The organism is Candidatus Aciduliprofundum sp. HYA1, from assembly GCF_056175085.1.
This window is the reverse complement of the sequence record NZ_CM149694.1, coordinates 1,050,196-1,062,813: the sequence shown is the minus strand read 5'-3', so window position 1 is coordinate 1,062,813 and position 12,618 is coordinate 1,050,196. Positions and strand designations below refer to the sequence as shown.

The following is a 12,618-nucleotide window of genomic DNA, read 5'->3' as shown; positions in this document are numbered from 1 at the left end:
GCTTCAAAAACATATACCATACGATGGACACAAAATCCTTGAAAAAGGATTACACCCTAATCGCATCACTCCTGCTTTTACTGATAATCACGCTCATCGCTCCCAACCTCATTTCCCAATACCCTCATTTTATAAATTGGAATACCTGGCTAACTCTGGCAGCCTTGTTTCTGATAACCACCGCAATGAGGGATAGCGGGTACCTAGACATAATTGCATCAAAAATGATTGGAAGGGTTAAAAGGGAGAGGAATCTCGCGATCACTCTCATAATCATCTCATTTTTTCTATCCATGATTGTGACCAACGATGTGACACTTCTGGTGCTTGTGCCCCTTACCCTATCCCTGCAAAGATACATCGCGAAGGACATAAGAAAGATGATCATTTTTGAGGCTCTGGCAGTTAACGCCGGATCTGCCCTGACCCCAATAGGAAACCCACAGAACCTGTATCTCTGGCAGATTTGGGGAGTTGGATTCTTGGAGTTCATCTATTATCTTTTACCTCTCAGCACGCTCATGCTCGTGATCCTTCTCGTTTTTGCATTTTTCTCATTTCCCAAAAAGTGCATGGAAAAATTGAATGTGAAGGATGTTTGGGAAAAAGATAGGACATTGGGAATCATTTCAATTTCACTCCTGATTTTACTTGTGCTCTTCATGGATCTGCGTCTTGAGATGTATCTAATTCCTTTAGTATTCTTGGTTTATCTGGTTTACGGAAGAAGATCCTATGTGCACGTGGATTGGGCGTTGCTCCTCATATTCCTACTCTTCTTCATAGATTTCAACGCGCTCGGCCATGTATCCGTTATCCACAATTTTCTAAGTGCCCAAAACATTGGAGGTGTTAATGCGTTTCTCTATGGAGCCCTGTTCTCCCAGTTTATGAGCAACGTACCCACCGCAATTCTCCTTGGAAATTTCACCACGGATTTCAAGGCATTGATATATGGGGTGAGCATTGGAGGTAACGGCACCATCATAGCCTCTTTGGCAAACCTGATAGCCCTGAGATTCGTGAAGGATAGAAGATGGGTGCTTCAATTTCACAAGTACTCGCTACCATATTTCATCATAACACTTCTGATTGTTGTGATCATTGAAATTCTTTAAACCCTAAATTTTATAGTTCTTCCACGAACACTGTGAGTTCCTCACCATCCATTTTTATCTTGAAACCCCTGGCCATGCCCAGAAGGTATTTTTTTATGGCCTTCATACTGATCTCCCTTTTTCTGTACAATCTCTGGGCCTCATTCATATCAATGCTCACGAATTTGATTTTCTCTCCAGGAGGGGTCTGTGCAACAGATGGGATATCAACGGTGGCAACAATGGCTATTCTTGGATATCCACCTGTGGTGGGTCCATCGGCCATCACAATAATGGGCTTTCCATCACCGGGAACCTCTATGGATCCAGGAGGAAGTGCCTCCGTGATTATATCAGCGCCACGGGCGCTGTGCTCAATTTCAGGTCCATCCAGTCTGTACCCCATCCTGTCCGATTGCCGAGTTACCAAGAACTCGGAATTGAGGAAGGTTTCCACACCCTTATCGGTGAAATTCTCAAGATCCGGGCCCAATATAACCCTTATCTCCCCATTCCCATATGAGGGAGCCAAATTTTCAGGCAATGCCCTTTCCACAGGCTCACGAGAGACAGGATGTAGAGGAAGCACATCGCCACTCTTCAGATAATCTCCAAATTTAGCCCTCACATTTGTGGAGCAACTTCCGAGCACTGGCTTGCATTCTATTCCTCCCCCAAAAGCCAGATATCCATAAACCCCATTCTTCATCGGACCAATATCCAGAATGTCTCCAGGATCTGCCACATAACTTCTCCAGGGCCTCAGCAACGAGCCGTTGAGTCTGGCCTCATACCAGCCACCCACGGAGAAGAGAACTCGGCTCCTGAACCTGAGCAATGGACCATGAATGGCAAACTCAATAAGGGGTGCGTTCCCATCATTTCCAACAAGGTAATTTGCTATGCGGGCACTTACTCCGTCCATGAAACCACTCCGGGGAACACCATATTTCATGTATCCCCTTCTTCCAGAATCCTGGATCGTCGCAGGACCCCTGCATTCCAGGATCTCAATGCTTCTCATTTCCCCATTCCTCCTCGTATATCCGGAAAAATTCTTGCTCAGTTATCGGCTTGAATTTTACCTGATCCCCCGGAACGACTATGCTGGGCACATCCCACCTTGGGTTGAATATCCTTATTGGAGTTCTTCCTATTATTCTCCACCCTCCCGGGCTTTCAACAGCGTACCATCCAGTTTGTCTATCAGCTATCCCTATGCTTCCAGGTGGGACCCTCAATCTTGGGGTACCCAGTCGGGGAGTCGCAATTCTTGAATCCATTCCACCCAGATAGGCAAATCCAGGCATAAATCCGAGCATGTACACCCTATAAACCGGGCGGGAATGAATCTCGATCACCATATCAGGTGAAAGGGAGTTGTGGGATGCAACAAAATTCAAATCCGGGCCAAACTCTCCACCGTAAAGCACTGGAACCTCAACGATCTTTCCCTCAACGTCCAAATGCTTTTTTGATAGACATTTATTTATCTCATAAATCAAACGGGAATAGGGATATTCAAGCGGGTCATAATAGATGTAAACAGTGGTGTATGTGGGAACAACCTCCACATTTAGATTCTTCTCAATAACCGATGCCACGGAAAGTGCCTCACTGTTTACCCTTTCATCTATCGTATCTCCGAACACTATTGCAACCGCAGAATCTCCAACAGGTTTTATACGAACCATCATTTCACCTTATGATACTTCCAAGGGGCACAAGTTCTATCCCTTCCCTTTCAAGCAGGTCACGAACGTATTTTGCAATTTCAAGGGCATGGGCGTTGTCCCCGTGTATGCATATTGTGTCCACATCCAGTTCAACCCAATCACCATCAATGGATCTCACACCACCATCCTTAACCATTGAGATGATGCGCTCTCCAATAACCTCCCTATCCGTCAGCACAGCCCCTTTCACCTTCCTGGATACAAGGGTGCCATCGGAATTGTAGGCCCTGTCTGCAAACACCTCGTTTGCAACCTTCAATCCCATTTCCCTGCCCATCTCAATAACCCTTGAGTTTGCCAACCCCACAAATATAAGATTCCTATCAAAATCTGCAATGCCCTCAAGAACTGCACGGGCAAGATTCTCATCCCTCAACATTGCGTTGTATAGCGCTCCATGTGGCTTTACATGCTGAATCGGCATATCTTCCGCTCTAAGGAACGCATAGAGAGCGCCTATCTGGTAAAGCACATAGTTTCTTGCCTCTTCAGGGGATAAATCCATGTACCTTCTACCAAAACCCATAAGATCCGGATACCCGGGATGTGCCCCCACGCCCACCCCATGCTCCTTGGCCAGTCTCACAGTTTTTCTCATAATCAGGGGATCTCCAGCATGCCAGCCGCAGGCAACATTTGCACTGGTGATGTAACGCATAACCTCGGAATCCATGCCAAGTTTGTACCTTCCGAAACTCTCACCCAGGTCAGAGTTCAGATCCACACGCATAAACTCACCGGTACATTATCCCATTCAAAAACATATAAGTTATCATCGGTCACCTTGAGAACCATCTCTTCCTTGTCTCTGCATTCAATTCTTTTCCCAGTTCTCTTACCAATTCTCTGCCCCTCTTGCTCAGCTTTTTTGGAACCTCAATTTCAACGTGCACAACCAGATTTTTCCTTCTTCCACCACCTCTGGGGGGTAAACCCCTTCCCTTGAGAACAAAGGTACTTCCGCTTTCCGTTCCCGGTGGAATCTTTAATTTCTCCGTGCCCTCAAGGGTGTTTATCTCCACCTCGCCCCCCAAAACTGCCACCGGGTAGGGGATCTGTATGCGAGTATGCAGGTCAAGATTCTCCCGCCAAACACCCTCGGGCATATCAATGGACACATACACGTAGAGATCTCCCGGTGGCCCTCCATCTGGAGAGGGTTCGCCCCTTCCTGAAAGTTTCACAACTCCCCCATCCTCAATTCCAGGAGGTATGTGTACCCTGTAGGTTTTCTCACCTAGAACAAATCCAGTTCCCCTGCACTCGGGGCAGGGCTTGTCTATGATCACGCCCTTCCCATGGCACACGTCACAGGTGGATACTGAGACGAACTGCACGGGCCCCATCTGATGTACCTTTCTCCTCTGACCCGTTCCTCCGCAGGCCGGACAGGTTCTGGGATGAGAACCCGGAGAGGCTCCCGTGCCATGGCACACAGGACAGGTTATATGGGTCTTGACCTTCACCTCCCTCTCGGTTCCCGTTAAAACATCCTTGAGGGATATGCTGACCCTGGCCGATATATCCCTGCCCCTGTGCCTCTCCCTGCCGTAGGAAAATCCAAAAATATTGCGTAGAAACTCGTCAAATCCCTGAAATATGTCATTGAGGTCAGAAAAATGGGTGAAATCGTTCCATGAGAATCCACCCTGTCCAAAAACCTTTCCCCTCAAACCGTCCTCTCCGTATCTATCGTATATGGCCCTTTTCTCGTCATCCATCAAAACCTCGTAGGCCTCGCTGATCTCCTTGAATTTCTCCTCTGCTTCCTCCCGGTTCTGGGGATTCAAATCAGGATGGTACTTCTTCGCCAGTTTTCTGTACGCCCTTTTTATCTCTTCCTTGCTGGCGTTTCTGGAAACGCCAAGTATCTCATAGTAATCCTTGCCCATCAACGTCACTTCTCAACGGATTCGCCCTTACTCTGATCTCCCTGCTGGTATATGGCCTGTCCTATTTTCTCGATCTTCTTTGAAAGTGTTTCAAGTTCCTCCTTTATTTCTTCAGGAGAACCTTTCTCCAACGATTCCTCTGCCTTTTTCACCTCATCTTCAATGTCCCTTTTAACATCTTCGGGAATCTTAGCTCCGTACTCTTCCACAGATTTCTTGGTGGCATAAATCAACTGCTCAAGATTGTTCCTGTTCTGAATCTCCTCCCTTCTCTTCCTGTCTTCCTCTGCAAATCTTTCCGCCTCTTTTCTCATTTTTTCAATTTCCTCATCGGAGAGTTTTGAGGAGGCACTGATGGTTATTCCTGTCTGCTTTCCCGTGCCAAGATCCTTGGCACTTACGTGGAGTATTCCATTTGCATCTATATCGAATGTGACCTCAATCTGCGGGACGCCACGGGGCGCAGGTGGTATGCCCGTAAGATTGAACATCCCAAGAGACACGTTGTCCCTGGCCATGGGTCTCTCACCCTGGACAATGTGAATGGTTACCGTGGTCTGATTATCCGCGGCTGTGGTGAAGATCTTAGATTTTCTCACAGGTATGGTGGTGTTGGCCGGAATAATGGGCTCAACAAGACCTCCGAGAACCTCAACTCCCAGAGTTAGAGGCGTGACATCAAGAAGCACTATGTCCTTAACCTCACCCGCAAGAACACCGCCCTGTATTGCAGCACCTGTGGCAACGCATTCCATTGGATCTACGCCCCTCTCAATTTTTTTACCCATGTAATCCTCCACATATTTCTGAACGATGGGCATTCTTGTGGGGCCTCCAACGAGAATTATCCTATCAATCTCTCCCTTCGAGATTCCAGCGTTCTTAAGGGCGGCTTCAATACTCCTCCCACATTTCTCCACTATGGGACGGACCAACTGCTCCAGTTTTGCCCTCGTCAATGTGATGTTCAGATGCTTCGGCTGGTTGTTGATCATGGTTATGTAGGGCAGATTTATTTCCGTCTGCAGAACGGTTGAGAGTTCAATCTTTGCCTTCTCTGCAGCCTCCTTGAGACGGATATACGCGTTTTTATCTTGGCTGAGATCCACACCCTCCTGCCTCTTGAATTCTTCCACAAGCCAGTTGATTATTGCGTTATCCATATCCGTTCCGCCTAAATTTGTATCCCCAGCGGTGCTCAAAACCTCAAACACCCCACCACCGTACTCCATTATTGTCACATCTAAGGTGCCTCCTCCAAAGTCAAAAACCATTATCTTCAGCTCTTCATCCTCCTTGTCTATGCCATAGGCAAGAGCGGCAGCGGTGGGCTCGTTTATTATACGAACCACCTCAAGGCCAGCAATCTCCCCGGCATCCTTGGTGGCCTGCCTCTGATTGTCGTTGAAATACGCGGGAACGGTTATAACGGCCTTTTTGATTTCCTCACCTAAAAAAGCCTCAGCATCCCTCTTTATTTTCTGCAAAAGAAAAGCGCTGAGCTGCTGGGGCGTGTATTCCTTCCCGTAAATTTTGTATTTGTAATCAGTGCCCATCTTTCGCTTGAACGCGTAAACCGTACCCTCAGGGTTGGTGAGCGCCTGCCTTCGCGCGGGCTCTCCCACAAGCAACTGACCATCCTTGGTAAAGGCCACATACGACGGAAATGCCTTGCCGTAAAGGGTGTTACCCTCAGCACTGGGTATCATCTTCACCGAGCCATTGATGTAAACGGCTGCGGCGGAATTGCTCGTTCCCAGGTCTATTCCCAAAATCTTCTCACTCATTTTCTTTCACCTCCTTCTTTTTTGAAACTAAAACCTTGGCATGGCGCAGAACCAAGGTGCCAAGCATATAACCCTTCTGATACTCCTCCACCACAATATCATCATCCTCTCCATCCACAACACCTATGGCCTCATGGTACTCTGGGTCAAACCTCTCTCCCTTGGAATTTATCTCCCTAACCCCCAGGGATTCCAGTATTCCTTGCATCTGCCTTAAAATGGGTTCAACCCCCTCAACACCATTTTCAACGGCCCTCTTCAAATTTTCGTAGGGCTCAAGAAATTCTTTTATTATGTCTGCCCTGCACCTCTCCATCTCAATGATCCTCTCCCTCTCAAGCATCTTGCGATAATTGTCCATCTCCGCCAGTTTGCGGAGGTATTTATCCTTGTATTCATCACGCTCTCTAATCAACTCCTCAATCTTCTCATCTGCCATTTTCCATGCAAATATGTGCTCTTATTTAATGGTTCCCAGCAGCGAAGGGTAAATATTATATATTACCCCATCTATGGATTAATGTATTGGAGGGGTATTGAATGAAAATCTGGAGCGTATTGTTTATTACGGCTATAGTGATTACCTTAACACCAGGAATTTTCGCCCCGGAAGGGGCCAGTGAATTCATGGATGTGAATGCAGCATACACCAGCAGGGATGTTATAAGGATAGATGGTGACGAGGATTTTGACGCGGCGCATGGCGTAACGGGGGGAAGCGGAAGCGAGAATGACCCCTACATCATCTCAGGATGGGAGATAGACGCCTCGGGAAAAAAGGTAGGCATCTACATAGGAAACACGAGTAAGCACTTCAAAATCAAAAACTGCTATGTGCACAATGCAAAGGCAACCAGTGGATTTTTCTACATAGGAAGCGGAATAGAGGTGAAGAATGCTGCCAATGGGATAATTGAGAATGTTAGGGCCACTGATAACTACTTCAATGGAATAGTCATAGAGAATTCCCACAACATTGTTGTAAGGGATAACACCGTATCTGGCAGTACCCGAAACGGGATATACGTTGATAATTCACCAGGCACGATCATTGAGGGAAACGCCCTTGAGGGAAATGACATAGAGGTTTCAAATTCTGACGGTTCAAGAATCACGGAAAATAGCGTGACAGATACGGGAATTTCACTCTCAGATTCAAAGAATCTCCTTGTGGCAAATAATGCGGTAACAAATGCAAAAAATTATGGCATAGATCTTTACAAGGTGGGGCACTCCACAATAAGAGATAACGAAATAAAGGATGCAAAATCCTACGGCATATACATCCGATCAAGCGTTTACTCCAATCTTGTGGATAACAACACCATTTCGGGGAGTGATAGGGGAATGTACATATACAGCAGCAGAAACGTTGTTGTTAGCAACAACTCCTTTGAGAAAAACAATTACAGCATGTACATATCCTGGGTCTCATCGGCAAGGGTGGAGAATAACACCATAAATGGAGGAATGTACGGTATCTATATCGTATCCACATCCTCCAGCGAGGTTAAATACAACACATTGAGGAAGAACTACGAGTCCATACATGTGGAAAAATCAGATGGCAACGTTTTGGAGAAAAACTCGTGCCTTGGGGATGGAACAGCCTTCACAAGGGATGGAATATACCTGAAATCCTCGGAGCACCTCACCATAAGGGGGAATCACTGTTCCTGGCTATCCTATGGGATTGATCTCTATGCCTCTGAAAATGTAACGGTGGAGAATAACACCCTTGACCACAACTCAAAGGGTATTGCACTTGCATCGCGTTCAAACCACACCACACTTCGGGGCAATCATCTCTACGAAAACGATAAGGGGATGAATGTAGAGTACTCCTCTTATCTCAGCGTGAACAACAACACATTTTCAGAAAACAATGTGTACGGGCTATACATAATCACAGAGTACTCTCATATTGAGGATAACAAATTTCTTGATAATTTCGGTGGCATTATTGTGGACCACTCTGGGATGGTGTTTGTGGAGAGAAATCGTTTAGAAGGCAATACCTGGGGAATCAAAGTTCTATCATCCCATTTCATGTACATTGCATACAACAAATTTTTGAATCACACAACCTTCGGATTGAATCTCACCTCCTCAGGGGTTATCAATGTGGATAAAAATGAAATAAAGGGAAATGTGGATGGTATTGAGCTCTACCTGGTTGGCAATGTGCGTATCGGCGATAACAGCATTTCCAGCAATACTGTGGGAATTTATTTGCTCAACTCCACGATAGTCAAAATAGAGAAACAGAAAATTCAGGATTCTGGTAAAAGCGGAGTGGTTATCAGGGGCTCAGAAGATATAATTGTGAGGGAGATGAACATGTCGCACAATGGATGGTATGGAGTGGAGATTTACAAGTCCGTTGATGTGTCCATAGATAGTTCGGATATTGTGCAGAATGGTAAGGATGGGCTCTTCATACTTGCAAACAGAAGTTTTGAAGAGAGCATAAAAATAAGAGACTCCAGGATATACGAGAATAACTACGGTGGAATATACATCTACGGGGAGAAGTATGGAGATTGGTATTACCAGAAGTACAAGAAACTGACCAACATTACAATAGAGAATACAAGCATTGTTAAAAACAACTACGATGGTATCCTGCTGGATGGAAACTTGGAGGGTAAAGCTGGAGCGGGGGTTAATATTGACATAATAAATTCAACCCTGGAGGGAAACGGGGGCAATGGATTGAAGATAGAGAGTTTTGCCTATTACTATACCCACCATATTGCAATAGATGGATGCAGCATATTCAATAACAGCAAGGATGGAATCAATGCTTTAACACAGCACTGGAATTATGATGGGTTCATGATGTATGTTACAAACAGCAAGATATACCAGAATGGCGGTTCGGGAATAAATATCTACTTATATAGATTTCTAAAAATAAACTGGACAAGCATACACAACAATGGAGGGGACGGAATATGGGTTAAACGCACATACATCTCCATTGAAAACAACACCATATCCAGTAACGGTGGAAACGGGATAACACCTCATGATGCAGATGGGAAACTGGTCAACAACACAGTTTCTCACAATGAGAAGTATGGAATGCACATTGAGCGTGTTTCAATCTCTGAGGATAGTTTGCCCATCAAGATTCTGGGCAATACGGTGTATGGTAATGGAGAGGATGGCATATGGATAAAGGATAGCAGATTCAGTATGCTGCATAACACAATCTCCTACAATATGGGAAATGGAACAACCATATGCTATGAGAGTTTTGATCTTGAGGGAGACATAACAGAAAATCTGTTTCTAAACAACACAGGCTATGGAATTGCAGTTTTCGGCGATAGATCCCCGACGCTGAATATCCACGGCAACTCATTTTACTACAACCATGGAAGCAATGATACATACGATTCCTCGCACATTCAGGCCTACGATGATCTTGGTGCAACCTGGAACTCGGATTACGGTGGAAATTTCTGGTACGATTGGACAGAGCCAGACAGGGATGGAGACGGAATCGTGGATGAGCCCTATGTGCTGGATGGTGGCTCTGGGAGCAAGGACTATTATCCTCTGGCTGAAAGCGATGTACCCATACCCGAGCTCTCCTGGACATTTATCGTTCTCTTGGGAATCCTGACGATTTTCCTCATAAAGAGGAAATAATTTTTCTTCTTTTTTAACGAAAGATAAATAAGGGTGCTAGGCATGGCACGGATGAGGTGAGATGAATGCCATTCAATCTGAATCTGGAAGAAGTTAGGTACGGAACAGATCTGATAAAGAGGGGATTCGCCAAGATGCAGAAGGGCGGAGTGATAATGGATGTTACAAATGCAGAGCAGGCGGGTATTGCGGAGGATGCAGGAGCCGTTGCCGTTATGGCCCTTGAGCGCGTGCCCGCAGATATCCGTGCAGCCGGAGGAGTTGCGAGGATGGCTGATCCACTGAAGATCCAGGAAATTATGGATGCTGTGAGCATTCCCGTCATGGCCAAGGTGCGCATTGGACATATAGAGGAGGCCCGTGCTCTGGAGGCCCTGGGTGTGGATATGATTGATGAAAGCGAGGTGCTAACCCCTGCCGACCCCTTCTACCACATAGACAAGAGGGAATTCACAATCCCATTTGTGTGCGGTGCCAGGAACCTGGGAGAGGCCGTACGCCGTGTATGGGAAGGTGCAGCAATGATCCGTACCAAGGGAGAGGCAGGAACTGGGAACGTGATTGAGGCTGTGCGTCACATGCGCCTGGTGAATCGTGGTATTGAGGAACTCAAGTACAAGGACGATGCGGAAATTTACAAAATTGCGAGGAAATATGCGGAATCCTATGAGAAATTGCTCAAGCAGGTCAAGGAGTTCAATGGGATGAGCGTGGAAATAGATCCCCACGAGCCCGTGTTTGGAAAATACACTCTCAACGACATAATTGAAGGCCTGTACAAGGAGTTGATTGAGATAAAGAAACTGCAGCGCTTGCCTGTGGTGAACTTCGCCGCCGGAGGAATCGCCACCCCAGCAGATGCGGCCCTTATGATTAACCTGGGTGCAGATGGGGTTTTCGTTGGCTCAGGAATATTCAAATCTCCCAATCCCGAGGAGATGGCAAGAGCAATAGTTGAGGCAGTTATGCATTACGATGAACCGGAAACCATAGTTGAGGTGTCCAAGGGACTCAAGGGAATGTACGGACAGGAGATTTCCCAACTCAACGAGAGACTTCAGGAGAGAGGATGGTAATTGAGAACATACTGCAGCATGAAATAATGCAGATAAATCGAGAAATAATAAGGAAGAGGTTCTGCATAAAAGAACTGCTCGAAAATCCGGTCATAAGGGAGGGAAACAGAAAGATTCCCGTGAACAAAGAATGCATGGATAGGATAGCAAGGGAGTGCAATCTTCCCCTATCTGACATTTTTTTACCAGTAACATTTTTCATTCCTGCTGGCTCATACGAGGGATACATAACATCCCCCAAGGATGTGGAAATTCTAAACTCGCTGGGAATTGAATTATCAGAAAGGGGCGAGAAATACTGGCTCGCCAAGTACAGGATAAGAAAATTGGAGCGTACGTGCTTTGGTATTGTGCAAAGTGTAATTCTGCCATAAATTTTTATTCTCGTTTTACATTAATTCCCCAATGCTGGGAGAGTTCCGAAAAAGGCTTGAGGAATACGAGGGTTCGCTTATAATCGGCGTGGCCGGAGATTCGGGTAGTGGGAAGAGCACTTTAACGAGGAGCATTGCAAATCTTCTTGGAAAGGAACTTGTATCCTCCTTCTCCCTTGACGATTACCACACGGAAGACAGGGAGACGAGAAGACGCACGGGGCATCTTCCCCTGGATCCAAAGATAAATAACCTGAAACTTGCGGGGGAGCATTTGAAAACATTGCAAAGGGGTGAGCCTGTAATAAAACCCGTTTACAACCACAGCACGGGGAAATTCGATCCTCCAGAGGTATTCGAGCCAAAGAAAATAGTCATTGTGGAGGGTTTGCACACACTCTACGACGAACTTCGCAGGTACCTGGATCTGAAAATCTATGTGGATCCCTCACGGGATATCAAATGGAAATGGAAGATCAAAAGAGATGTGAAAGAAAGGGGATATGAGGAGAGGGATGTCATAAAGGAAATAAGAGAAAGGGAGCCTCTATACAAAAGATACATTGATTTCCAGAAGATATACGCCGATATTGTGATAAAAATAGATGTCTCAAGATTCAACGAGGAAAACTCGTACCTTGTGGAAACCATAATGAAACGTCTTGATTTCCCCCTCAGCGGAATAGAGATGCCATTGAGCATATCATCGCTCATAAACACCTCACAAAAACCGATGATGATTTCATATCGCGATGATTTTTACTACATGAAGAAGGTATCTCGCATAACATTTGACGGGCTCATCCCGCACGATGCCATTGACTCTCTGGAAAGAAGGATAATGGAGTACACAGGATTTGAGAACTTTATCATTGAGAGAAGCGAGTACGTTAACGGGATACAGATAGCACAGTTGATGGTGGCATGGTACTTTGTGGAACTTATGAACAACATATTCCAAGAGCTGGAGAGGGTGGGGGAAAAAAATTTATAGTA

11 protein-coding genes are annotated in these 12,618 nt (G+C 45.8%); 5 read left to right on the top strand and 6 right to left on the bottom strand.

Annotation, left to right across the window (positions count from 1 at the left end):
• The first annotated feature begins 23 nt into the window (after nt 1-23).
• Nucleotides 24-1,118: an SLC13 family permease gene (locus tag AC0S1O_RS05860; RefSeq protein WP_475393396.1), complete on the top strand. Its 1,095-nt coding sequence runs from the start codon at nt 24-26 to the stop codon at nt 1,116-1,118.
• 10 nt (nt 1,119-1,128) lie between these two features.
• Here AC0S1O_RS05860 and AC0S1O_RS05855 read toward each other — a convergent pair whose 3' ends face one another.
• From AC0S1O_RS05855 to AC0S1O_RS05830, 6 genes are read right to left on the bottom strand one after another with little or no spacing between them, the layout of a single operon-like run.
• Nucleotides 1,129-2,121 (bottom strand): 5-oxoprolinase subunit C family protein, encoded by a 993-nt coding sequence (locus tag AC0S1O_RS05855; RefSeq protein WP_475393395.1) that lies wholly within the window; start codon nt 2,119-2,121, stop codon nt 1,129-1,131.
• On the bottom strand, nt 2,108-2,794 hold the full coding sequence (gene pxpB, locus AC0S1O_RS05850) for a 5-oxoprolinase subunit PxpB (RefSeq protein WP_475393394.1): 687 nt from the start codon (nt 2,792-2,794) through the stop codon (nt 2,108-2,110). The genes AC0S1O_RS05855 and pxpB overlap by 14 nt, the downstream gene beginning before the upstream one ends.
• 1 nt (nt 2,795) lies before the next feature.
• Entirely contained in the window at nt 2,796-3,563 is a 768-nt protein-coding gene (locus AC0S1O_RS05845; protein ID WP_475393393.1) for a LamB/YcsF family protein, read from the bottom strand.
• 49 nt (nt 3,564-3,612) lie between these two features.
• On the bottom strand, nt 3,613-4,725 hold the full coding sequence (gene dnaJ, locus AC0S1O_RS05840) for a molecular chaperone DnaJ (RefSeq protein ID WP_475393392.1): 1,113 nt from the start codon (nt 4,723-4,725) through the stop codon (nt 3,613-3,615).
• A 5-nt stretch (nt 4,726-4,730) separates the two neighbouring features.
• The gene (gene dnaK, locus AC0S1O_RS05835) at nt 4,731-6,512 is read right to left on the bottom strand and encodes a molecular chaperone DnaK (RefSeq protein WP_475393391.1); all 1,782 of its coding nucleotides are present in this window, start codon (nt 6,510-6,512) and stop codon (nt 4,731-4,733) included.
• Entirely contained in the window at nt 6,505-6,951 is a 447-nt protein-coding gene (locus AC0S1O_RS05830) for a nucleotide exchange factor GrpE (protein ID WP_475393390.1), read from the bottom strand. Before AC0S1O_RS05830 ends, dnaK begins: the two co-directional genes overlap by 8 nt.
• A 188-nt stretch (nt 6,952-7,139) precedes the next feature.
• Here AC0S1O_RS05830 and AC0S1O_RS05825 point away from each other — a divergent pair, with 188 nt between their 5' ends.
• The 4 genes from AC0S1O_RS05825 to AC0S1O_RS05810 all read left to right on the top strand — a co-directional run bounded on the left by AC0S1O_RS05825 (nt 7,140) and on the right by AC0S1O_RS05810 (nt 12,616).
• Complete coding sequence (locus AC0S1O_RS05825; protein WP_475393389.1) at nt 7,140-10,172, top strand: right-handed parallel beta-helix repeat-containing protein; 3,033 nt, start codon at nt 7,140-7,142, stop codon at nt 10,170-10,172.
• A 65-nt stretch (nt 10,173-10,237) separates the two neighbouring features.
• Nucleotides 10,238-11,248 (top strand): pyridoxal 5'-phosphate synthase lyase subunit PdxS, encoded by a 1,011-nt coding sequence (pdxS, locus tag AC0S1O_RS05820; RefSeq protein ID WP_475393388.1) that lies wholly within the window; start codon nt 10,238-10,240, stop codon nt 11,246-11,248.
• A complete protein-coding gene (locus AC0S1O_RS05815) occupies nt 11,242-11,622 on the top strand; it encodes a DUF61 family protein (RefSeq protein WP_475393387.1) in 381 nt (126 codons plus the stop codon). The genes pdxS and AC0S1O_RS05815 overlap by 7 nt, the downstream gene beginning before the upstream one ends.
• Before the next feature lie 31 nt (nt 11,623-11,653).
• The gene (locus AC0S1O_RS05810; protein ID WP_475393386.1) at nt 11,654-12,616 is read left to right on the top strand and encodes a phosphoribulokinase; all 963 of its coding nucleotides are present in this window, start codon (nt 11,654-11,656) and stop codon (nt 12,614-12,616) included.
• Nucleotides 12,617-12,618: the final 2 nt, after the last annotated feature.

What these genes read in the sequence shown, in the direction of transcription:
- AC0S1O_RS05860 (WP_475393396.1), top strand. Translation starts at nt 24, where the DNA reads ATGGACACAAAATCCTTGAAAAAGGATTACACCCTAATCGCATCACTC.
- AC0S1O_RS05825 (WP_475393389.1), top strand. Translation starts at nt 7,140, where the DNA reads ATGGATGTGAATGCAGCATACACCAGCAGGGATGTTATAAGGATAGAT.
- AC0S1O_RS05830 (WP_475393390.1), bottom strand. Translation starts at nt 6,951, where the DNA reads ATGGCAGATGAGAAGATTGAGGAGTTGATTAGAGAGCGTGATGAATAC.
- dnaK (WP_475393391.1), bottom strand. Translation starts at nt 6,512, where the DNA reads ATGAGTGAGAAGATTTTGGGAATAGACCTGGGAACGAGCAATTCCGCC.
- AC0S1O_RS05815 (WP_475393387.1), top strand. Translation starts at nt 11,242, where the DNA reads ATGGTAATTGAGAACATACTGCAGCATGAAATAATGCAGATAAATCGA.
- dnaJ (WP_475393392.1), bottom strand. Translation starts at nt 4,725, where the DNA reads ATGGGCAAGGATTACTATGAGATACTTGGCGTTTCCAGAAACGCCAGC.
- AC0S1O_RS05855 (WP_475393395.1), bottom strand. Translation starts at nt 2,121, where the DNA reads ATGAGAAGCATTGAGATCCTGGAATGCAGGGGTCCTGCGACGATCCAG.
- pxpB (WP_475393394.1), bottom strand. Translation starts at nt 2,794, where the DNA reads ATGATGGTTCGTATAAAACCTGTTGGAGATTCTGCGGTTGCAATAGTG.
- AC0S1O_RS05810 (WP_475393386.1), top strand. Translation starts at nt 11,654, where the DNA reads ATGCTGGGAGAGTTCCGAAAAAGGCTTGAGGAATACGAGGGTTCGCTT.
- pdxS (WP_475393388.1), top strand. Translation starts at nt 10,238, where the DNA reads ATGCCATTCAATCTGAATCTGGAAGAAGTTAGGTACGGAACAGATCTG.
- AC0S1O_RS05845 (WP_475393393.1), bottom strand. Translation starts at nt 3,563, where the DNA reads ATGCGTGTGGATCTGAACTCTGACCTGGGTGAGAGTTTCGGAAGGTAC.